Raw genomic sequence first — 20,482 nt, forward strand, 5'->3', positions numbered from 1 at the left:
TCATGGCTTCCTCACCGCAGCCACGACGCAGACGGACACTGCGCGCCACCGCTGCCGCCTTCGTGTCCCTGGTCCTGCTGTGTGCCGCGGCGCTGACCGCCGCGGCCGGCACGGCCGAGGCGGCAGCGACGGCCTGGACACCGAAACCGGCGCCCATGACGACACCGTGGACCGGCCAGGTGCCGACGGACAACCCGTTGCCGGAGTATCCGCGCCCCCAGCTGACCCGCCCGGACTGGGCGAACCTCAACGGCATCTGGGACTTCGCGGTGACCTCCGCGGACGCCGGGCAGCCCACCGGCTGGCCGGACCAGATCCGGGTGCCGTTCGTCGCGGAGTCCGCGCTCTCCGGCATCCAGCGCAAGATCACCCAGAACGACAAGCTGTGGTACCGGCGCACCTTCACCGTCCCCGCCGGCTGGAACGGACGCCGTGTCCAGCTCAACTTCGGTGCCAGTGACTGGCGCACCACGGTATGGGTCAACGGCCGGCAGGCCGGTGCCCAGCACAACGGCGGCTACGACGCGTTCTCGTACGACATCACCGATCTGCTCACCAGCGGGACGAACACCGTCGTCGTCTCCGTATGGGACCCGACCCAGACCGGCGACCAGGCGGTCGGCAAGCAACGCATCAACGACGTGACCCCGCACGCGGGCGGCGGCATCTTCTACACCGCCGCCTCCGGCATCTGGCAGACGGTCTGGCTGGAACCCACGGCCACCGCGCACATCACGCGCCTGGACATGGTTCCCGACCTGACGAACAACACCCTGAAGGTCACGGTGCGCGGTGACGGGGCCGGCGGGCAGACCGCACGAGTCACCGTCTCCACGGGCGGCACCACGGTCGGCACCGCGACCGGGCCCGTCGGCAGCCAGTTCACCGTCTCCGTGCCGAACCCGCACCTGTGGTCTCCCGACGACCCGTTCCTGTACGACGTCAAGGCCGACCTGCTGTCCGGCTCGTCGGTCGTGGACACGGCGGGCAGCTACACAGGCATGCGCTCCATCGGCGTGGCCAAGGTCGGCAATGTGCTGCGGCCCGTCCTCAACGGAAAGTTCGTCTTCCAGACCGGCACCCTGGACCAGGGGTACTGGCCCGACGGCATCTACACCGCGCCCACCGACGCGGCGTTGAAGTACGACCTCCAGAAGCACAAGGACCTGGGCTTCAACATGGTCCGCAAACACATCAAGGTCGAACCGCAGCGATGGTTCTACTGGGCCGACAAGCTCGGTCTGCTGGTGTGGCAGGACATGCCCGCGATGGATCTGCGCACCCCGAGCAGCGCCGCCCGCACCCAGTGGGAGAGCGAGTTCCACCGCATCATCGACCAGCACCGCAGCTCACCGTCCCTGGTGATGTGGGTCGACCAGAACGAGGGCTGGGGCCAGTACGACCAGGCCCGCATCGCGAACGACGTGAAGGCCTACGACCCGTCCCGGCTGGTCGACAACATGAGCGGGATCAACTGCTGCGGCGCCGTCGACGGAGGGAACGGCGACGTCGTCGACCACCATGTCTACGTGGGCCCCGGCGTCACCTCGCCGACCGCGACCCGTGCCGCCGTCCTCGGCGAGTACGGCGGGCTCGGCTACAAGGTGTCCGGCCACGAGTGGTACCCGGGTGGCGGGTTCAGCTACGAGGACCAGGCGAGCACGGCGAGACTCGACGACCGGCTGACCGGGCTGCTGGAAGCGATCCGGCTCCAGCAGATGCCCGCGGGCCTGTCCGCCTCCGTCTACACCGAGATCACCGACGTCGAGAACGAGGCCAACGGCCTGATGACGTACGACCGCCAGGTGGTGAAGGTCGACGAGGCGCGCGTCAGGGCCGCCAATCAGGCACTGGTCGACGCCTCCAGGAACCCGGCCCCACCCGTGACCCTGCCCACCGGGGTCTACAAGTCCCTGCGTGTCACCACGCCCGGCTACACCAACCGCTACGTGCGGCACAAGGACGGCCTCGGCTACACGGAGGTCGTCGACTCCGGCAGCGCCGATCTCCTGAAGAACGACGCCACCTGGAAGATCGTCCCAGGTCTCGCCGACTCCTCCTGCTACTCCTTCGAGTCGCGCAACTACCCGGGCGAGTACCTGCGGCACCGCGAATTCCGGGTCCGGAAGGACCCCGGCGACGGATCCGCGCTGTTCAAGTCCGACGCCACCTGGTGCGCGGTGCAGGGGAGCGGAGGCGTGCGGCTGATGGCGTCCGACTTCCCCGGCCAGTACCTGAGGCACATCGGCGCCGAACTGTGGCTGGCCACACCCGGCGGCGCGCACGCCTGGGACAACCCTGGGTCCTTCACCGAGGACACCACATGGTCCGTGGAGAACCCCTGGGCCCCGTGACCGGGTCCGCACCCCGCTCGGCGTCACCTGATCGGCCGAGCGGGGGCGGTGCCGCCCGGCGACACCACGCTGCCCGGCACCACTGGCCCACCTGATGACCACCACGTCGAGCACCCTGGCCCGGTCACGGCCACGGGTGCCCGACGCACGGCGCGCGGCTACCGTCGAAGGGCACGCTGCGCGGCCGAACGCACCGCGCGGCCGTTCCGCGGAAGGAGCGTGGCCGCTGTGGCCCGGAACCGCCGTCTGATCCTGAGCTCACCCTCCGAGGTCTGGAGCCTGTTGTGCGACGGCTACCGCTACGGCGAGTGGGTGACCGGAACCCAGCAGGTCCTGGACGCGGATCCGCACTGGCCCGAGGTGGGCGCCCGGCTGCGCGTCCGCGTCGGTGTCGGACCGCTGACCCTCGACGACACCTGCGTGGTCCGCATCTGCGAACCGGAACGCCGGCTGGAGCTCGAGGCGAAGGCCGAGCCCTTCGGCGCGGCCCGCATCGCCATGCGCCTCGTCCCGTGGGGAGAGAGCACGCTCTTCGTCCTGGACTGGCACCCCCTGCGGGGGCCCGGAACCCGGATGCACGGGCTGCCCGTGGACTACGTCATCGCTGTCCGCAACGGCATGATGCTGACGAAACTGGCCCGGATCGCGGTATGCGAGCACACCGAGAGCGGCTCCGCCACCTTGCAGGACACCCCGAGCGGTTGAGGCGCACCCGGCCCACGGAGCGCCGTACGGCAGGATGAGCACCATGAGCGTAGTCAAGATCAATGTGCTGGCCGTCCCCGCCGACCAGCGGGAGACGCTGGAGAAGCGCTTCGCCTCCCGCGCCCACGCCGTGGAGAACTCCGACGGTTTCGAGTGGTTCGAGCTCCTCCGCCCCGTCGAGGGCACCGACAACTACCTCGTCTACACGCGCTGGCGTGACGAGGAGTCCTTCCAGGCCTGGATGGAGGGCCCCATGAAGGCGGCCCACCAGGGCGGCGGCGCGGACAGCGGTGAACGTCACAGGCCCGCGGCCAGCGGTTCCACCCTGTGGTCCTTCGACGTCGTGCAGCAGGCGGCCCCGCCGAACGCGTAGGCGCACCACGCAACGCCCCGCTCCGGGGCGTTGCGTGCACCGGAGTTCCAGGGGGTTTCGTTCGGATCGGCTCGGATCGGGCCGCGGCGTCCGGTGCGCTGCAGCGCAAGGCGGAGGACCACCCGCGTACCGGGCGTAGCCGGGTGGTCCGACAACGCGGCGCGGCGCCGTGCCGGGCGCCGCGGACCCGAGCCGACCCGAACGAAACCCCCTAGCCCGGCAGTTCGGTCCGCTCCCACCACTCGTACACGGGCAGCGTGCCCGCCGACGTCTCCCGCTCACGCTTCGTCGCCCTGAAGTGCTCGTACCCCCCGAGGAACGGCACCTTGATGTCGAGCCCCGGCGCGGGCGCGGAGACGATCCGCTCGGGAAGATCGTCTGGGCCGCCTTCGAGGACTGCCTTGGTCGCATCGGTCATGACGCCATCCTCGCCGCCGTCAGCAGGACGCGCCCGGCGAGCCGTCCCCGCGGTGGATGGCGCGCCCACCTGATTCCCCACCCAGGACCGATCACTTGACTTCGAGCGCTCTCGAAGTCATAGCGTCCAGGACATGGCGCACCTGCCCGGGATGCCGGAGCCCGCGATCCAGAGCTCAATGGATGAGGGATCCGGACGCAGGGCGCCCCGGAACGAAGATCGGCACTGCAGGAAAGGCTGGAACCCCGCATGAAACAGCGCAGGCTGCGAGACCTCCAGGTGTCAGCCATCGGTCTCGGCTGCATGGGAATGTCCGCCTTCTACGGCACCACCGACGAGGAGGAGGGCATCAAGACCATCCACCACGCCCTCGACCTCGGCGTGGACTTCCTCGACACGGCCCAGGTGTACGGGCCGCTCACCAATGAGACGCTCGTCGGCCGGGCGATCAAGGGGCGCCGCGACCAGTACGTCGTCGCCACGAAGTTCAACTACCGCATGGACAACGCCTCGCCCGGCGACATGAGCACAGTGGGACCGCAGGACGGCTCCGCCGAACACGTGCGCAGCTCGATCCACGGCTCCCTCGAACGGCTCGGCACCGACTACATCGACCTCTACTACCAGCACCGCGTGGACCCCAAGGTGCCCATCGAGGAGACCGTCGGCGCCCTCGCGGAACTGGTCGCGGAGGGCAAGGTGCGCCACATCGGCCTCAGCGAGGCGGGACCGGACACCATCCGGCGTGCGCACGCCGTGCACCCCATCACGGCCGTGCAGACGGAGTACTCGATGTGGAGCCGGGACCCGGAGGCGGAGGTCCTGCCCACGTGCCGGGAACTCGGTATCGGTTTCGTCCCGTACTCGCCGTTGGGCCGTGGTTTCCTCGCCGGCCGGTTCTCCTCCCCCGCGGACCTCGACGAGGGCGACTTCCGCCGCTCGGGCCCGCGCTTCACGGGCGAGAACCTGGAGGCCAACCTCAGGCTCGCGGAGAAGGTGAAGGAGATCGCGACGGAGAAGGGCGTCACGCCGGCTCAGCTCGCGATCGCCTGGGTCCTGGCGCAGGGCGACGATCTGGTGCCGATCCCCGGCACCAAGCGACGCACCTACCTCGAACAGAACGCCGCCGCGGTCGACATCGAGCTGACCAAGGAAGATTTGGCCCGCATCGACGCCGAACTCCCGGAACCGGCCGGCGAGCGCTACGACGAGGCCGGGATGAAGTCCATCAACCTCTGAGCCCGTTACCCGAGCTCGTGCGCGTTCTGTCGGTGGGTCGCCGTCGGTCCGGTGGGTGGGCGCCGTCCGTCCGGTGGGTGGGTCGGGTCCGTGCCGGTGATCCGCCCGTTGCAGCCCTTGTGCGGGGCGGTGCTGGTAGGACCTCGGTGGGCGGGTGGCGCCGTCCGCAACGGGCATGTGATGCACCGGCACGGCCCCTTCCGTGAGAGGGCGAGTGCGGGCAGTGGTGGGTTGCGGCGGCAGGCGGGGCCCACTCACCGGACAAGCGCTCGCCTCGGTCAGCACTGACTGGCATGCGTATGGCTGTGCGACACCTCGGGCGGCGACGCCGCCGGGCGACCCCGGTGATCGCGCAGCCAGTCCTGCACGGCGAGGACGAACGCGCACACGATGGGCGCGATGCCGCACCCCACGGCAACCGCGACGGCGGTACGGAAGGAGCCGTGCCGTGCGTCCAGCACCAGGTAGAACAGACCGGGCAGGACGGCGGTTCCCACGGCGCCACCGAGGCGCTGTGCCGTCTGCAGCGCACCGCCGGCGGCTCCCGCCATCCGGACCGGTACGTCGCGCAGCGTCATCGTGATGTTGGGCGAGATGACGCAGCCACTGCCGATGCCCCCGGCGAACAGCGCCGGCGCGGCGTACCAGACGGCGTTCTCCCCCGGCACCCGCCACAGCACGAGGACGGCGCAGCCGAGGCCGAGGATCGCGCCCGCGAGTCCGCACACGGTCAGCAGCCGGCCCAGGCGTTCCACGAGCCGGCCCGCCACGAACGCGGCGGTGGCCGAACCGATGGCGAAGGGGGTCACCGCGAGGCCCGACCGCAGCGGCGAGTAGTGCTGTCCGTTCTGGAAGAACAGGGCGAACACCAGCCACACACCGCTGAACCCGACGAAGTAGAGGGCGCCGATGGCCGCGCCGGTGGCGTAGCCACGTGTGCAGGTCACCAGCGCGGGATCGAGGAGAGGCTGTCCCTTCCTCGCCGCGACGCGCCGCTCCCAGCGTACGAACGCCACGAGGAAGGCGGGCCCGACCACGAAGAGCCACCACAGCCGCCGGACGCCGCCCGCCTCGGCCAGCACGAGCGGCAGCATCAGGCTCAGCACCCCGCAGCCGAGGAGCACGACACCCACCAGGTCGAGCGGTTCACGCCGCCCGCACTCGACGCGGGGCAGCAGCCGCAATCCGAGCAGGAGGGCGAGCGCGCCGACCGGCACGTTCACGTAGAAGATCCACCGCCAGCCCTGGGGTCCGTCGGCGAGCATGAGGATCAGGCCGCCCACGACGGGGCCCACGGCGCTGGAGATCCCGACGGTGGCACCGAACATGCCGAAGGCCCGTCCGCGCTCCCCGCCCCGGAACATCTGCTGGATGAGCGCGGAGTTCTGCGGGGCGAGGCAGCCCGCCGCGACGCCCTGTGCGAGCCGCGCCAGGACGAGGAGTGTGATCGTCGGAGCCGCGCCCGCGGCGGCGCTGCACAGCACGAACCCGGCGAGCGCCAGCAGGAAGATGCGCCGTCGGCCCATGGCGTCTCCGATGCGCCCGGCGGGCACGAGGACCAGCGCGAAGGTGAGGGCGTAGCCGGAGACGACCCATTGGATGGCCGGCGCGGAGGCGTGCAGGTCCCGCTGCATGGAGGGGAGCGCCACCGCGACGATCGTCACGTCGAGCAGGCTCATGAACCCGGCGACGAGGGTGACCCACAGGGCTCGCCAGCGCCGGGGGTCGGTTCCCTCCGCCGCCCCCGTCGGCCGGCCCCCACTCCCCTGTGCCCGTACGGCAGGTCCCACGGGGGCTCCTCTCCGCCGCTGTCGGCCGGGCACCGGCTCCCGTCCTCCGGTACCCGTCGACGCCCCGGGCGGACCCGGGGTGTCACGCGCCCTCACCATCCTTCGAGGACCACGCGCAATCAGCAACACGGCCGGACCGGGTCGGATGCCCCGTTCGTGCAGCGGTGCCGGTCAGGCCCGGATGACGTGCCAGGGTCGGGTGGCGTGCTCGGCCGGGGTCCCGTCGAGCACGCGCGCGGTGCGTGCGGCGGGGTCGAGGAGCACGGTGGCGAGGCTGGCCCAGCGACGCCCGGTGCGACCGTCCATGTCGGGAACGCAGGTCACGGGTGGCTCCCCCGGCCCGGTGACCAGCTGCTCGACGAGCCCGCCGCCGTAGCCGTCACCCTCACCGGCGCCCTCTCCGTGCGTACGGCCCGTCCCGCCCTGTACCAGCCGTCGGCGCAGAAAGGCGTAACGCTCGGAGGAGTCGGGCTGGTAGAGCCAGGACTTCTCGTGCTCGGCCGGGACCGGAGTGAGGAAGTGATTGGTGCGCAGGTGGGTTCCCTCGGCGACCGGGGGCACCTCGGAGACTCCGGCCGGGCTGATGTCGAGCAGCAGGGCCTGTCGCGTGTCGAACAGCATGAAGGACCCGGACGAGGCGATCGGGGCGTCCCGCAGCAGCCGGCGGGCGTGGTCCACGCTGTCCGCCTCTTCGAGGACGAACGCGGCCAGGACGTGCACGGGCAGTCCGCCGACGCGGTCGTCCCGGTGTCCGAGGATGTTGAAGTGCAGGGCGAGTCCGGCGCTGTTGACGCCGATCTTGGCGAGGATGCCGTGTTCGGTGATGCCGACGTAGCGGTGGGTGCCGCCGGCGCAGTCGAGTGTGTGCCAGTACGGGCTGAGTTCGACGTGCCAGTCCCACGTCTGCACTCCGAGGTGCGTGTGGCCGCCGTGCTCCGTGGGCAGTCGCCGCACCACGGTGGAGCACTCCCCCGGGGGGACCGCGCGGGAGCGGGCGAGGATCTCGGTGCGGGCGTTCAACGCCGCGGCCTGCCAGGTTTCGATGCCCGCTCCGTCGGCGAGGCCCTCGATCTGTGCGCGCAGGGCCGGGCGGAAGTCGCCGACGGCGTCGAGTGCGCGGTGGGCGTCGTCGCGGACGGTGCCGGGCCCGATGCCGCCGAGGGCGAAGAGCCGGTCGTAGACGTCGATCGCGCCGTGCAGGTCAGGGCCGAGCTGCCGTCCCCTGGCGTGGCCGCGGTCGTACGGATCGGCGGCGGACGCTCACGTGCGGTCGACGGTCGGGGCGGGAGAACGGTACGGGGGAGGTCATCGCGGGAGGGTCTCCTGAGTGACGTGCATGAGTTGAGCCCTCTTCTCGGGCAGGTGAACGTCCGGAAGATCGATCTCCGGCAGGGTGACCGCCGGGCCGGCCTCGAAGCCCTGCCGCCGGAAGCGGGCCAGTGCCTTCTCGTGGCGCACATCGGGATCGATGACGATGCGCCGCCGGTCGAGCCCCAGCAGCACGTACGCCGCGAACGAGCCCATCAGCGCGGACGACCAGCCCGGTCTCCTGCCGCGCCCCCCGGCGGGCGCCATGAGGACATGGACACCGATGTCGCCCGGCTGGACCTCGTAGCACTCGCCGACCCGGTCCGCGGACGGCTCGTACGTCTGCAGCAGCGCGACCGGGGCACCGTCGAGTTCGACGAGGAATGCGTGATGGGTGTCGAGGCCGTCCATCTGGGCGTAGACCTCCGCCACCTGGTCACGCGTGAGCCCGTCCATCCCCCAGAACGCGGCTCGTTCGTCACTCACCCATTCATGGAGGACCGCGGCGTCACCCTCGGGGGCCAGCGGACGGATGCGCACCGTACCGAAGCCGTCGAGGGCCTGTTCGTGCACGGGGCGGGTCGGGCGGGACATGGGTCTCCTCTTGCCGGTTCACGGGGGCTCGGGCCGAACGGCACGGACACGGACACGGACGAGACAAGGCATCGATCCGGCCGCACCCTCACCACTCGGATGATTATTAGGTTAGCCTTGCCTTAGTTGATCGTGGAAAGAATGTACGCGAGAGGTGGAGGGGTCATGGCACAGGGGCGGGGCTGGGAGGGCGCGGTGCTGAGGCTGATGCGCGCCAAGGACTTCATCCTCACGGTCACGGACACCGAGGACGTCACCGAGGACTACCGGCGCCTGCACCTCACCGACGGCGGACTGCTCGCGGCCACCGGCGTCCACCCGACGATGTGGGTCCGGCTGTGGTTCGAGAACGCGGGCAAGCCCCATCAGAGGGCCTACACGCTGGTCGACCCGGACCCCGAAGCCGGCACGTTCTCCATGGAGTTCGCCCTGCACGACGGGGTGGCGAGCGACTGGGCCCGGGGCGCGAAGGCCGGGGACACCATCGAGGCGACCGTCCAGGGCACCGGTTTCGAGCAGCCTTCACCCGCGCCCTCGCACGTGGTCGCGATCGGCGACCCGGCCTCGCTGCCGGCCATCAACTCCCTGCTCACCGTGATCGGTTCGGTGCCCGCCACCATCTGGTTCGAGGGCGGCAGCGACGCGTTGCCGTGCCGGACGGACCCCGGGCGGCACGACGTCCGCCGGGTGCCCCGCCAGGACGCCGGTGCCCATCTGGTCGAGCGGGTGAAGGGCGAACTGCGCGACGTCCTCGCGGGCGCCGAGCATCCGTACGTCTGGATCGCCTGCGACACCCGGACGACCCGCGCGTTGTCCTCGTACGTCCGCAAGGAGCTGGGCGTCCCCAAGGACCGGCTGCACGCGCTGGGCTACTGGCGGGCGAACTGACGTCGCACTCACGGGCGTCGGAGTGGGCGCTCGTCCCGGCGCCTCGGCGCGGGGCACCGGGCGAGCGCCCGCCCCGGCTCGCCGCGCCGTCGCCCCACCCGCCCCTGCGGGGGTCTCGCGTCGCACGGGCCTCGCAGGACTCTGGCCGGATTAGCAGTCTGTCGGGTGTTCGAACGCGGAGATACTCAGGGCTGGGCAAATCCGCCCCAATTCCTACGTCCGGAGGACGCTGATGCCCCAGACCAGTGTTCAGACCGCCGCCGTGCTCAACGCCTGGCTGTCCGGCGCCGAGAGCGCGTACGGCGAACTCAACCCGGCCGGTCCGCTGTACGTCGGCGGCGCCGCCGCGGAGGCCGCGCTCACCGACCCGAGCGACTCCCTCTACGGCTTCTGTTCCAGCCCGAGCGGGTCGCGCGGCAGCTGGTGCTGCTGACCGCCTTCCCGCGGTCGCGCGTTGAGAGCCCTCGGCGGAGAGCCTTCCCGCCGGAGAGCTTCTCCCCGACGCGCTTCCTGACCGGTACGACCGCGGAGTCCGCCTCGCCCAGAGGCGTCCCCGCGAAGTGAGGTCCGAGAGCAGCAGCGTGGGGAACCGCGCGCCCGTCCGCGACGCCCACAGACAGGTCCGGTCCGGTCGAGTGGTTCCCCACGTCCCTCAAGGCGCCTGGCTGGCGCGGACGTTCGGCGGAAGGGAGACGGTGGACCGTGAGCGGATCGGCGCCGGGGAGCAGGGACGAAGCGGACTGGTTCGTGGAACCCGTACGGAGCATCGCCCGCCCCTGGCGGGATGAGCTGGCCCGGCGGCTGGCCGCCGTGGACGCCCTGGACCGCGAGGAGCGGGAGACGGTGCTGGAAGCAGGTCACACCGCCCTGCTCAGGTCCTTGCACGCCAAACTGTCGCGGCTGTTCCTGATCGAACTGCACGCGCTGCGCCTGACGACGGGCGGCGGGAGCGTCGGCCGGGGCGCACCGGGCACCGGCGCGGACACGGAAACGTGGGCCGTGTTCATCGAGCAGGCCTGCGAGGAGGGCTATCTCGACCGGCTGGCCGACCGGTACCCGTGCGCGGGCCGGCGGATCGCGTCGGTGGCGCGGTCGTCGGTGGCGGCGACGGCCGGTCTGGCCGAACGCGTCGCCGCGGACCGCGCGTCGCTGCGGCCGCTGCTGGGGACACCGGCGGGGAAGGTGCGGTCCGTCACGTTCGGGGAGGGTGACACCCACCGGGGCGGTCTGACGGTGAGCCGGATCGACTTCTCCGGTGGCAGCGTCATGTACAAGCCCCGGCCGTCCGGGACCGATGTGGCCCTGGGCGCGCTGCTGGACGAGCTGTTCGCGGACTTCCCCGACGCTCCGCCGGAGCACGAGCGCATCCGGGTGCCGCGGACGCTCGCGCGCGAGGGCTACGGCTGGGCGGAGTTCGTCCGCCACCGCTACTGCGCGGACGACACGGAACTCGCCGCGTTCTACCGCAACATCGGCCACTGGCTCGCCGTCCTCCGCTTCACCGGTGGCACCGACATGCACGCCGAGAACATGATCGCGGCGGGCCCGGTGCCGGTGATCGTGGACGCGGAGACGCTCTTCGACGCACCCGCGCCCTTCCCGCCCGACGGCCGCGGCGACGCGGTGGACGTCGCCGCGGCGGCCATCCGCCGTACCGTACTGCGCACCGGCCTGCTGCCCGTACGCGGCACCGGCTTCGCGCTCGGTGGTGTGGACATCTCCGGCGTCGGTTCCCTGCCCGGCCAGCAGCCGCTCATCCCGAACCCGGTGATCGCGGACGGCGGCACCGCCGCCGCCCGCTTCCATGTGGACCTGGTGGCCATGCCCGGCGCGGGCAACCATCCGAGTCCCACCCCGGTCCTGAGCACGTACTGGGACCGGGTCCTGGCCGGATTCCGGGAGATGACCGCGTACCTGCGCGGGCCCGGGATCGCCCCGCACCGGCTGCTCCGCCGCTTCGAGGGCACCCACGCGCGGCGCATCCTGCGGCCGACGCAGGCGTACGTCGACATCGGCCGGATGCTCTGGCACCCGGCGTCGTTGCACGACGAGGCGGCGGCCGTCGAACGTGCCCGGGACATCCTGCGCCGCAACGCCGAGGTGCTGCCCGGTGCGCCGACCGACCGCGCCACGATCGACGGCGAGGTCGCGGACCTCCTCGCCGGTGACGTGCCGATGTTCGACTTCGTCGTGGACGCGGCCGCCGTGGGGGCCACGGTCGAGGACTGGCGCACCGCCGACCTGCCGCTGGAGGAGGCGGTGATCCAGGACGCCCTGGTGGGCGCGTACCTCAACGAGCGTTCACTGCCGCCGCGCGTGCGGGCCGCCGCCGACGCCCCGCACGCACGGGACCGGGAGCCGCGGCGGCGCGCCCTGGCCACCCTGATGGTGCGTCGGCTGTGCGACGGAGCGGTACGGGGCCGGGACGGCACGGTCACCTGGATCAGCCCCGTCTTCACCCCGGCCGGCTGGTCCATCAGGGTGCTGCCCGCCGACCTCTACACCGGTCAGGGCGGGGTCGCTCTGACGCTCGCGGAGTACCTGACCGAGGCGAAGGCGGGGCGGGCCGACGAAGTGCCGGGTGTCGCCGAGACGTTCGAGGGCGCGCTGCGCGTGCTGGTGACCACCGAGGACCGTACGCCGACGCCGTCGCCCGGCGCCTTCAGCGGGGCCGCGTCGCAGGTGTGGACGTGGCTGGCGCTGCACCGCGTGCTCGGTGAGGACCGGCTGCTGGAGCGGGCCGCCGGGAGAGCACTGCTGCTCGCGGAGGGCCGGCTGGTCGAGGACGACGTCGAGGTGGACCTCCTCAACGGTGCGGCGGGCGGCATCGTTCCGCTGCTCCATCTGGCCGAGGCGACCGGGCAGGACCGCTGGCTCGACGCCGCCGCCCGCATCGGGCACCGGCTGAACGGGCTGGCCACGGTCGACGCGAGCGGTGCCCGGTGGGCCACCCGGCTCAACCCCGAGGGCATCGGCGGCTTCGCCCACGGAGCGACCGGCATCGGCTGGGCACTGGCCCGCCTCTCCCTCAGCGACGCCGGGTCCGCGGCCGACCGGCGGGACTGGGCCGGTCTCGCCGAGCGGGCCTTCGCCTACCAGGAGTCGCTCTACCGGCCCGAGCACGGCAACTGGCTCGACGTCCGGATCGGCGCCGAGGAGGACTTCTTCACCAGTTGGTGCCACGGCAGCACGGGAATCGGCATCGGCATGCTCGACCTCCACCGACGCGCGGGCGATCCCGCCCACCTCGACATGGCCCGCCGTGCCGCGCGCGCCTCGGCGGCGGAGGGCTTCGGCTGGAGCCACACGCTGTGCCACGGCGACCTCGGCCTCTGGGAGTTCCTCACCTCCCTGGACTTCGGCGACCCCGCCGACCGCGACGGCGGGATACTCAGCGGTCTCGAACAGCGCGGACCGGTGGGCGGCCTGGCCCGCGAGGCCTTCTCCCCCAGCCTCATGTCCGGTCTCTCGGGGGTCCTGCACACGCTTCTGCGCATGCGTCCCGAGGCCGCCCTGCCCGATCCGCTCCTCCTCGACTGACTCCGAAGCGGGTGTCCGGCAGGGCCGGATCAGCCCCGGGACCGTCCCTGCCCGCGGCGGCCCTGCCGTTGCCGAGGGCCGCCACGGCCGCCGCCCGAGCGACGGCGCGACGGAGCCGAGGACACGTCCTCGCTGTTGAATCCGGGCCCCGTCGGGGCGCTGAATCCGCCCGGAACCGCGGGCGCGCCCACCGAGGCGTCCGCCGCGGGTGCCTGCGCGGGCGGCGCGGCCGGAGTACGGGTGCGGGGCACGGCGCGGCCGACGATGCGGGTGTGCGTCATCAGGGGTGCGCAGGCCGCGCAGACCTCCATGAGGGTCCACACCTGGGCGACGGCAGGGTCGTGGCGCAGGACCAGGAGCACGCCCCCGGCGCAGTGCACCGGGCTGTCCTCGTGGGAGGCGCATTGCGTCTGGCGGCAGGCGCAGGAGGCGTCCGGGTGCACGGTGGCCGCCCGGCCGTGCGCGGCGACGTGGGCTTCGGCGAAGCGACGCAGTGCGGCGAGGTCACGGGACCGCGGCGGCATCGCGCACGGTGAGGAGCAGGTGACGGAGGCGGTGCGGTCGCTGTGGCCGGAGACCCTGACGGTCCATGTCCGCCCTTGGCGTCGCGGGGCAGGGGTTTCTGGGGGTGGGAAGTCCAAGACCGGCAGTCCTTCAGCAGTGGGTGTTCGCGATGGTGCGCATAGTGTTTGTACCCCGAGGTGCCGGTCCCCGATCCATCAGGGGGCCGCGCGCGTCCTCGAATCGATGGACGGGGCCGTGCGCGGGTTCCGGAACGGGCTCCCCCACGGCACCGCGCCGGTGAACGCGCCCCCCGGCCGGAGGCACGGTCAGCGTTCGCGACGTCTGCCGGTGATGCGGTCCCAGCGGGACCGAGAGGCGCCGAAGCCGCTCTCGTGCACCCACAGGTGGGTGCACGACGGGCACTGGAGATGGAGCAGGCTGCCGCGGCTGGACAGCAGATAGCGCCAGTGGACCGAGCACGTGCGCTGCTGCTCGCACGACGCGCAGCCGCGGCTGTCGTCGCAGTTCGGGCACCTCACCCAGGCGCGACGCCCGCGGTCCGCCTGCGGGTCAAGCGGCAGCACGACCGCCCCCGCGCTCGGGGAGCACCCCGGCCGCGACGAGCCCGTCGTACAGGCGCTGCTGTTCGTCGTCGAGACCGGAGTACAGCAGGTCGTAGGCGGCCTCCTCGCCGCGCAGCGCCTCCATCGGGTCCCAGTCGGGGCCGAGGGCGGCGAGGACCTGCGCCTGCCGGAGGACTTCCTGCGAGGTGAGATCGACGGTGAAGTCGACCAGTGCGGGGGCGTCGTTCCGCCCGGCACCGGACCGCTCGGCGCCGACCGCCTCGCTGGGGTCGTGGGGGTGTGGGGGGTCATGTGGGGCCATGGAACAGAACCTAGGAATGCCCTTCTCTCCGCGACAAGAGGAGGTGGGCGAAATCACAGCAGGTCAGCGGCCGTCGAGCGGCCATTCCGGCCCGGTCCGCCGGACGCTCCGGCGAGCACCCGGGCCAGGGCTGCGGCAGGGAAAGGAGGGCCGCGGCGGCCGCGGCGCGCGGCCTTCCGCAGCCCTCCCTCTCGGGCTACTGCCGGCGCGCCCGCTCAGCCGCCCAGCGCCGCCGAGACCACGCCCTTCGCCTCCTCCTGCACCTGTCCGAGGTGCTGCGTGCCGAGGAACGACTCGGCATAGATCTTGTAGACGTCCTCGGTCCCCGAGGGACGGGCCGCGAACCAGGCGTTGGCGGTGGTCACCTTGATACCGCCGATGGGCGCGCCGTTGCCCGGGGCTTCGGTGAGGACCGCGGTGACCGCTTCTCCGGCCAGGGTGTCCGTGGTGATCTGCGCGGGTGACAGCTTCGCGAGGAGGGCCTTCTCCTCTCGGTTCGCCGGGGCGTCGATGCGCTCGTACGCCGGCTCACCGAATCGCGCCGTCAGCGCGGCGTAGTGCTCCGACGGCGTCTTCCCGGTCACCGCGGTGATCTCGGACGCGAGCAGCGCCAGGATGATGCCGTCCTTGTCGGTGGTCCACACGGAGCCGTCGCGGCGCAGGAAGGAGGCGCCGGCCGACTCCTCACCGCCGAAACCGAGGGAACCGCCGACCAGACCGTCCACGAACCACTTGAAGCCCACGGGCACCTCGACCAGCCGACGGCCCAGGTCGCCGGCGACCCGGTCGATCATGCCGGACGACACCAGCGTCTTGCCGATGCCGGTCCCGGCGGGCCACTGCTCCCGGTGGGCGTACAGGTAGGCGATGGCGGCGGCGAGGTAGTGGTTGGGGTTCATGAGCCCGGCGTCCGGGGTGACGATGCCGTGGCGGTCGGCGTCCGCGTCGTTGCCCGTGGCGATCTGGAAACGGTCGCGCCGCTCGATCAGCGAGGCCATGGCGTAGGGCGACGAGCAGTCCATCCGGATCTTGCCGTCCCAGTCCAGCGTCATGAACCGCCAGGTCGGGTCGGTGAGCGGGTTGACCACGGTCAGATCGAGTCCGTGCTGGTCGGCGATGCGTCCCCAGTACGCGACCGAGGCCCCGCCGAGCGGGTCGGCGCCGATACGCACGCCGGCCGCGCGGACGGCGTCCAGGTCCAGCACGTGCGGCAGGTCGGTCACATAGGTGCCGAGGAAGTCGTAGCGGCCGGTGCCGGGGGCGGCCAGCGCCCTGGCGTAGGGAATGCGGCGTACGCCCTTGAGGCCGTCGGCGATGAGTTCGTTGGCGCGGTCCTGGATCCAGGAGGTCGCCTCGGAGCCCGCCGGACCGCCGTTCGGCGGGTTGTACTTGAAGCCTCCGTCGGCGGGCGGGTTGTGGGAGGGGGTGACCACGACCCCGTCCGCGAGGCCGGAGGACCGACCGCGGTTGTGGGTGAGGATGGCGTGCGAGACCGCGGGAGTGGGCGTGTAGCCGTCGGCGTCGTCGATGAGGACCGACACGTCGTTGGCCGCGAACACCTCCAGGGCGGTGACCTTCGCGGGCTCCGACAGCGCGTGGGTGTCGGCGCCCAGGAACAGCGGGCCGTCGATGCCCTGGCTCTCGCGGTACTCGCAGATGGCCTGGCTCGTCGCGGCGATGTGGTCCTCGTTGAACGCGGTCGCCAGGGACGATCCGCGGTGTCCGGAGGTTCCGAAGGCGACCCGCTGGCCTGGCTCCGCCGGGTCGGGGTGGAGCGCGTAGTACGCGGTGACCAACCGGGCGACGTCGACGAGGTCCTCGGGGCCGGCCGGACGGCCCGCTCGCTCGTGCTGCATGTGCCCGCACCTCCACATCGGTGGTTCTTCGTTTGTGGTCTCATCTTTCCCCACCGGGCTGCGCGGTCGCACCGGGCCGTGACGACGGGACGCACAGTGCCAGAACGGCGGCTGGACCACTGCCGGATCGTCGACACCCGGCGCCCTCAGCCGTCCTGCTCCTTGGGCGGCGGTCCGGGGGGAGCCTCCCCGGCGGTCAGGTGTTCCAGGACTTCCACCAGCTCCTTGCAGGCCTGCTCCACCGAGCGCCTGGTGTTGCGCTGTTCGGTGATCACGGCCGACAGGAGCAGCGCGGTCAGGGCCGCGGAGCCGTTGAACACCTGGAGTTTGACCATCACTTCGATGTCGCTCAGACGGTCGAACGCACCGGTCCGCCCCGTCGCCGCGACGGTGGCCATGACGGAGGCGAAGAGGGCGCACAGCACACTGCCACCGTGCTGGAAACGCAGTGCCGCCCAGATCAGCAGCGGATAGAGGAGGAACAGCATGCTGACGGGGCTGAGGGCGGCGAACGGGACGACACCGAGGGCGATGAGTATCAGGACCGCGGCCTCCTTCCAGCGTGCGGGCCGCAGCGGCGGGCGGAGGCGGGACAGCATCAGCAGGACCGGGGTGACGATCAGGACACCCATCGCGTCGCCCACCCACCAGGTCAGCCACACCGGCCAGAACGAGTCCGCGGCGAGCCTGCCGACGAGGACGAGGATGCCGGCCCCGGTCGTGGCGCTGATCAGCATCCCGGCGAAGGCCCCGAGGAACACGAGCGCCAGGCCGTCGCGCAGACGGCTGAGTTCGGTACGGAAGCCCACCTTGCGCAACAGGAGGCAGGAACAGAGCGGGGCGACGGTGTTGCCCGCGGCGGTGACGATCACGTCGGGCCGGAACGAGGTGACGGACAGGATGATGAGCAGGGCACCGAGCGCGACGCCGGGCCACACCCGGACGCCGAGGATGAGCAGGGCTGCCACCGCGACGCCGGTGGGCGGCCAGATGGGCGTGAACACCGCGCCGTCGAGGACGAGGTGCCGCAGGAGTCCCAGTCGGCCCGCACCGTAGTAGCAGGCGGCGACCGCAAGCATCTGAAGACCGGCGCCGACCGGTCGAGACAGCTGCTCGGTACCCACCACAGCAGTCATCAGACACCGACGCGGACCCGTCGGCGAGGCGAGCGGCGGGCCGTCCCGCCCTATGGCTGAACCTCGAAAGCGGCACGGGCCCCGGGCGCGGTCTAACGTCCGGCCCGAACCCCGGGGTCGCCGTCGGGTGCGGCACGTGTCCCGGATCAGTCACGGGTCCGACCCGGCACCGGGGCTCGCCCGCGGACGAGCCCCGCATGCGGTCCGGATGCGGTCCGGACTACGGCCGGCTGTGCGCCCCCGGCGAGTCGTGCCCCAGCACCAGTACGGCCGCGTCGTCCTCGTGGCCGACGCGCTCGGCCCCTTTGATCACGGCTTCCGCGAGCTTCCCCGCCCCCATGCCGGCGACGGCTGCGGCGCCCGCGAGGCGGACCACCTGGTCGAGGCCTTCGTCGATGTTCATCGAAGGCCCCTCCACGACGCCGTCGGTGAGCAGCACGAAGACCCCGCCCGAGCTCAGCCGCTGACACGTCACCGGGTAGTCCGTCCCGCCCAGGATGCCGAGCGGTGGCCCGCATTCGTCCTCGGCGATGCCGGACCGTCCGTCCGCGGTGGCCCACACGCAGGGGGTGTGTCCGGCCCGGGCGCTCTCCAGCACTCCGGTGGCCGGGTCGAGCCGCACGAAGGTGCAGGTGGCGAAGAGGTCCGTGCCGAGGGTCAGGAGGAGCTCGTTCGTCCGGGAGAGGAGTTCTCCAGGATCGCCCGTGACGGAGGCCAGCGCCCGCAGACCGACCCGGACCTGGCCCATGAAGGCCGCCGCCTCGATGTTGTGGCCCTGGACATCGCCGATGGACAGGCCGATGCAGCCGTCCGGCAGCCTGAAGGCGTCGTACCAGTCCCCGCCCACATTGAGGCCGTAGCAGGCGGGCGCGTACTGGACGGCCAGGTGGAACCCGGGGGCGGTCGGCATGTCGCCGGGCAGCATGTCGCGCTGCAGGGCGATGGCCAGTTCCACCTGGGAGCGCTGGAACTCCGCGCGTTCGCGCACCTGGGTGGTCAGGGAACCGAGCCTGGCCAGCAGCTCGTCGCCGTCGCCCGTCAGGCGCTTGCGGCCCATCGACCACTCCAGAAGGAACACATCAATACTGACAAAAGGGTGAAACTCGTTCTATTGGATGATAGCCGCCGTATCGAGGCGACGGCCGGAGCCCGCCGACGGACACCCCTCGCAGATCCGGCACCAGACGGTCCTGTCCGTCACCGGTGAGGCGATCGCCCGAACACCCACGGCACACACGTTCCCGGAGCGTGTGAACGGCGTGCGATCACCGCCCCATGTGTCACCTGCCTCATCCGGCGGGTTTGCACCACCAGAACGCGCAAACCGCCCCTCGTACGCCGTACCGCACAGCCCGTCACAGCTGTTTGCCTGGGATGTGCGCAGACGGACCTCGCGCATCGCCGACCGCTTCGCTCACCCTCGTTCACCTCCCAGGAGGGAATGTGTCCGTACCGGACAGCGCCACCGGTCCCGCCACCGACGAACCCGTCCCCTACACCGACGACCACGAGCAGCTGACAAGTCTGAGCACCCACGCGGCGCGCAGGCTCACCACGACCACCAAGTCCGCACCGCAGATGCAGGCCATCACTTCACGATGGCTGCTCAAGATGCTGCCCTGGGTGGACGTCAAGGGCGGCGCCTACCGGGTCAACCGGCGCCTTCAGCTCAGCATCGGCCGGGGCAGGGTGCAGTTCGAACAGAACGGCGGGGACGACATCAGGGTCATTCCCGAGACGCTGACCGAACTCCCGGTCCTGCGCGGCTACTCCGACAACGCTGTCCTCGGCGAGATCGCCACTCGCTTCCGGCCCCGACGGGTACGGGCCGGGCAGGTCCTCTTCGAGGCCGGACAGCCGGTCACGGAGGCGTACCTGGTCGCCCACGGGAGGTTCACCCGCTACACCGCCGGCAAGTACGGCGAGGAGGAGGTCCTCGGGGTCGTCACCGACGGCGACCAGATGGGCGACGAGGCCATCGGCCAGCCGGACCCGCTGTGGCTGAGTTCGGTCCGGGCCGAGACGGCCGGCACCGTCCTGGTGCTGCCCTGGGACATCGTCAGGGAGTTCATCGAGCGGGCGCCGTCCCTCGCGGCGCACCTGGCGGAGTACGCGGAGCGGCAGCAGCTGCCGATGAACCGCAAGGGCGAGGCCGACGTCCCGGTGCAGGCCGGACACTCGGGCGAACCGACCCTGACGGGCGGTTTCGTGGACTACGAACTGACGCCGCGCGAGTACGAGTTGTCGCTCACTCAGACGGTGCTGCGGGTCCACAGCCGGGTCGCCGACCTCTACAACGACCCGATGGACCAGACCGAGCAGCAACTCCGGCTCACCGTCGAGGAGATCCGCGAGCGACAGGAGTGGGAGCTGCTCAACAACCGTGAGTTCGGGCTGCTGCACAACACCGACTACGGCCAGCGGATCAGCACCTTCTCCGGGCCGCCCACCCCGGACGACCTCGACGACCTGCTGGCCATGCGCCGCAAGACCCGGCTCTTCCTCGCCCATCCGAAGGCCATCGCGGCCTTCTTCCGGCAGTGCAACCGGCGCGGCCTGGTGCCCGGTACCGCAACTGTCGACGGTCACGAGGTCCCCGCCTGGCGCGGCGTCCCCATCTTTCCCTGCGGCAAGATCCCGATCAGCCCCCAGCACACGACCAGCATCCTCGCTCTGCGCACCGGGGAGGAGGACCAGGGAGTCATCGGTCTCCACCAGACCGGCATCCCCGAGGAGTTCCAGCCCGGACTCAATGTGCGGTTCATGGGCATCAGCTCCGCCGCGATCATCAACTACCTCGTCACCGCCTACTACTCGCTGGCGATCCTCGTGCCCGACGCGGCGGGGCTCCTGGAGAACGTCCAGATCGGACGGACCGCCGAGTGACTTCGC

At 71.6% G+C, this 20,482-nt stretch carries 18 protein-coding genes; 8 read left to right on the forward strand and 10 right to left on the reverse strand.

Translation table 11 applies throughout. The annotated features are described in order from the left end of the window. Positions 1–2: 2 nt before the first annotated feature. From ACZ4IF_RS27750 to ACZ4IF_RS27760, 3 genes are all read left to right on the forward strand, one after another. Entirely contained in the window at positions 3–2,354 is a 2,352-nt protein-coding gene (locus tag ACZ4IF_RS27750) for an AbfB domain-containing protein (protein ID WP_467567551.1), read from the forward strand. A 228-nt stretch (positions 2,355–2,582) separates the two neighbouring features. Further along, the gene (locus ACZ4IF_RS27755; RefSeq protein ID WP_467567553.1) at positions 2,583–3,059 is read left to right on the forward strand and encodes an SRPBCC family protein; all 477 of its coding nucleotides are present in this window, start codon (positions 2,583–2,585) and stop codon (positions 3,057–3,059) included. 43 nt (positions 3,060–3,102) lie between these two features. After that, positions 3,103–3,432 carry an antibiotic biosynthesis monooxygenase family protein gene (locus ACZ4IF_RS27760; RefSeq protein ID WP_467567555.1) on the forward strand — a complete coding sequence of 110 codons (330 nt, stop codon included), beginning with the start codon at positions 3,103–3,105 and terminating at the stop codon, positions 3,430–3,432. A gap of 211 nt (positions 3,433–3,643) precedes the next feature. Here ACZ4IF_RS27760 and ACZ4IF_RS27765 read toward each other — a convergent pair whose 3' ends face one another. Beyond that, the gene (locus ACZ4IF_RS27765; RefSeq protein WP_359495411.1) at positions 3,644–3,850 is read right to left on the reverse strand and encodes a DUF5988 family protein; all 207 of its coding nucleotides are present in this window, start codon (positions 3,848–3,850) and stop codon (positions 3,644–3,646) included. A gap of 249 nt (positions 3,851–4,099) precedes the next feature. Between ACZ4IF_RS27765 and ACZ4IF_RS27770 the strand changes: the two genes are divergently transcribed. Further along, entirely contained in the window at positions 4,100–5,089 is a 990-nt protein-coding gene (locus ACZ4IF_RS27770; RefSeq protein ID WP_467567557.1) for an aldo/keto reductase, read from the forward strand. Between the two features lie 278 nt (positions 5,090–5,367). Here ACZ4IF_RS27770 and ACZ4IF_RS27775 read toward each other — a convergent pair whose 3' ends face one another. From ACZ4IF_RS27775 to ACZ4IF_RS27785, 3 genes are all read right to left on the reverse strand, one after another. Further along, positions 5,368–6,879, reverse strand: a complete 1,512-nt coding sequence (locus ACZ4IF_RS27775; protein ID WP_467567559.1) for an MFS transporter — start codon at positions 6,877–6,879, stop codon at positions 5,368–5,370. Between the two features lie 171 nt (positions 6,880–7,050). After that, entirely contained in the window at positions 7,051–8,079 is a 1,029-nt protein-coding gene (locus tag ACZ4IF_RS27780) for a C45 family autoproteolytic acyltransferase/hydolase (RefSeq protein ID WP_467567775.1), read from the reverse strand. 105 nt (positions 8,080–8,184) lie between these two features. Further along, positions 8,185–8,781 (reverse strand): GNAT family N-acetyltransferase, encoded by a 597-nt coding sequence (locus ACZ4IF_RS27785; RefSeq protein ID WP_467567561.1) that lies wholly within the window; start codon positions 8,779–8,781, stop codon positions 8,185–8,187. Between the two features lie 165 nt (positions 8,782–8,946). Between ACZ4IF_RS27785 and ACZ4IF_RS27790 the strand changes: the two genes are divergently transcribed. From ACZ4IF_RS27790 to ACZ4IF_RS27800, 3 genes are all read left to right on the forward strand, one after another. Next, positions 8,947–9,669, forward strand: coding sequence for a siderophore-interacting protein (locus ACZ4IF_RS27790; protein ID WP_467567563.1), 723 nt, complete (start codon positions 8,947–8,949; stop codon positions 9,667–9,669). 232 nt (positions 9,670–9,901) lie between these two features. Beyond that, complete coding sequence (locus tag ACZ4IF_RS27795; RefSeq protein WP_359495390.1) at positions 9,902–10,102, forward strand: DUF6229 family protein; 201 nt, start codon at positions 9,902–9,904, stop codon at positions 10,100–10,102. Positions 10,103–10,371: 269 nt separating this feature from the next. Beyond that, positions 10,372–13,209, forward strand: a complete 2,838-nt coding sequence (locus ACZ4IF_RS27800) for a type 2 lanthipeptide synthetase LanM family protein (RefSeq protein ID WP_467567566.1) — start codon at positions 10,372–10,374, stop codon at positions 13,207–13,209. A gap of 29 nt (positions 13,210–13,238) precedes the next feature. On the opposite strand, the gene ACZ4IF_RS27805 is transcribed toward ACZ4IF_RS27800, so the two are convergent. The 6 genes from ACZ4IF_RS27805 to ACZ4IF_RS27830 form a co-directional block, all read right to left on the reverse strand. Beyond that, the gene (locus ACZ4IF_RS27805) at positions 13,239–13,733 is read right to left on the reverse strand and encodes a hypothetical protein (protein ID WP_467567568.1); all 495 of its coding nucleotides are present in this window, start codon (positions 13,731–13,733) and stop codon (positions 13,239–13,241) included. A 306-nt stretch (positions 13,734–14,039) separates the two neighbouring features. Next, positions 14,040–14,297 carry a hypothetical protein gene (locus ACZ4IF_RS27810; protein WP_078628912.1) on the reverse strand — a complete coding sequence of 86 codons (258 nt, stop codon included), beginning with the start codon at positions 14,295–14,297 and terminating at the stop codon, positions 14,040–14,042. Continuing rightward, a complete protein-coding gene (locus ACZ4IF_RS27815) occupies positions 14,284–14,598 on the reverse strand; it encodes a DUF6400 family protein (protein ID WP_467567570.1) in 315 nt (104 codons plus the stop codon). The genes ACZ4IF_RS27810 and ACZ4IF_RS27815 overlap by 14 nt, the downstream gene beginning before the upstream one ends. A gap of 215 nt (positions 14,599–14,813) precedes the next feature. After that, positions 14,814–16,454 carry a phosphoglucomutase (alpha-D-glucose-1,6-bisphosphate-dependent) gene (gene pgm / locus ACZ4IF_RS27820; RefSeq protein WP_467567572.1) on the reverse strand — a complete coding sequence of 547 codons (1,641 nt, stop codon included), beginning with the start codon at positions 16,452–16,454 and terminating at the stop codon, positions 14,814–14,816. A 146-nt stretch (positions 16,455–16,600) separates the two neighbouring features. Continuing rightward, entirely contained in the window at positions 16,601–17,533 is a 933-nt protein-coding gene (locus tag ACZ4IF_RS27825) for an MASE1 domain-containing protein (protein ID WP_467567574.1), read from the reverse strand. 277 nt (positions 17,534–17,810) lie between these two features. Then, a complete protein-coding gene (locus tag ACZ4IF_RS27830; protein ID WP_467567576.1) occupies positions 17,811–18,647 on the reverse strand; it encodes a PP2C family protein-serine/threonine phosphatase in 837 nt (278 codons plus the stop codon). A gap of 386 nt (positions 18,648–19,033) precedes the next feature. On the opposite strand from ACZ4IF_RS27830, the gene ACZ4IF_RS27835 reads away from it, so the two are divergent. Next, positions 19,034–20,476 (forward strand): family 2B encapsulin nanocompartment shell protein, encoded by a 1,443-nt coding sequence (locus ACZ4IF_RS27835; RefSeq protein ID WP_467567578.1) that lies wholly within the window; start codon positions 19,034–19,036, stop codon positions 20,474–20,476. The last annotated feature ends 6 nt before the right edge of the window (positions 20,477–20,482 follow it).

This window comes from Streptomyces sp. NPDC025784, assembly GCF_055558435.1.

Excerpts from the sequence above, each read along its gene's own strand:
- ACZ4IF_RS27750 (WP_467567551.1), top strand. The coding sequence starts at position 3 with ATGGCTTCCTCACCGCAGCCACGACGCAGACGGACACTGCGCGCCACC.
- ACZ4IF_RS27760 (WP_467567555.1), top strand. The coding sequence starts at position 3,103 with ATGAGCGTAGTCAAGATCAATGTGCTGGCCGTCCCCGCCGACCAGCGG.
- ACZ4IF_RS27765 (WP_359495411.1), bottom strand. The coding sequence starts at position 3,850 with ATGACCGATGCGACCAAGGCAGTCCTCGAAGGCGGCCCAGACGATCTT.
- ACZ4IF_RS27770 (WP_467567557.1), top strand. The coding sequence starts at position 4,100 with ATGAAACAGCGCAGGCTGCGAGACCTCCAGGTGTCAGCCATCGGTCTC.
- ACZ4IF_RS27785 (WP_467567561.1), bottom strand. The coding sequence starts at position 8,781 with ATGTCCCGCCCGACCCGCCCCGTGCACGAACAGGCCCTCGACGGCTTC.
- ACZ4IF_RS27790 (WP_467567563.1), top strand. The coding sequence starts at position 8,947 with ATGGCACAGGGGCGGGGCTGGGAGGGCGCGGTGCTGAGGCTGATGCGC.
- ACZ4IF_RS27795 (WP_359495390.1), top strand. The coding sequence starts at position 9,902 with ATGCCCCAGACCAGTGTTCAGACCGCCGCCGTGCTCAACGCCTGGCTG.
- ACZ4IF_RS27805 (WP_467567568.1), bottom strand. The coding sequence starts at position 13,733 with ATGCCGCCGCGGTCCCGTGACCTCGCCGCACTGCGTCGCTTCGCCGAA.
- ACZ4IF_RS27815 (WP_467567570.1), bottom strand. The coding sequence starts at position 14,598 with ATGGCCCCACATGACCCCCCACACCCCCACGACCCCAGCGAGGCGGTC.
- pgm (WP_467567572.1), bottom strand. The coding sequence starts at position 16,454 with ATGCAGCACGAGCGAGCGGGCCGTCCGGCCGGCCCCGAGGACCTCGTC.
- ACZ4IF_RS27825 (WP_467567574.1), bottom strand. The coding sequence starts at position 17,533 with ATGCTTGCGGTCGCCGCCTGCTACTACGGTGCGGGCCGACTGGGACTC.
- ACZ4IF_RS27830 (WP_467567576.1), bottom strand. The coding sequence starts at position 18,647 with ATGGGCCGCAAGCGCCTGACGGGCGACGGCGACGAGCTGCTGGCCAGG.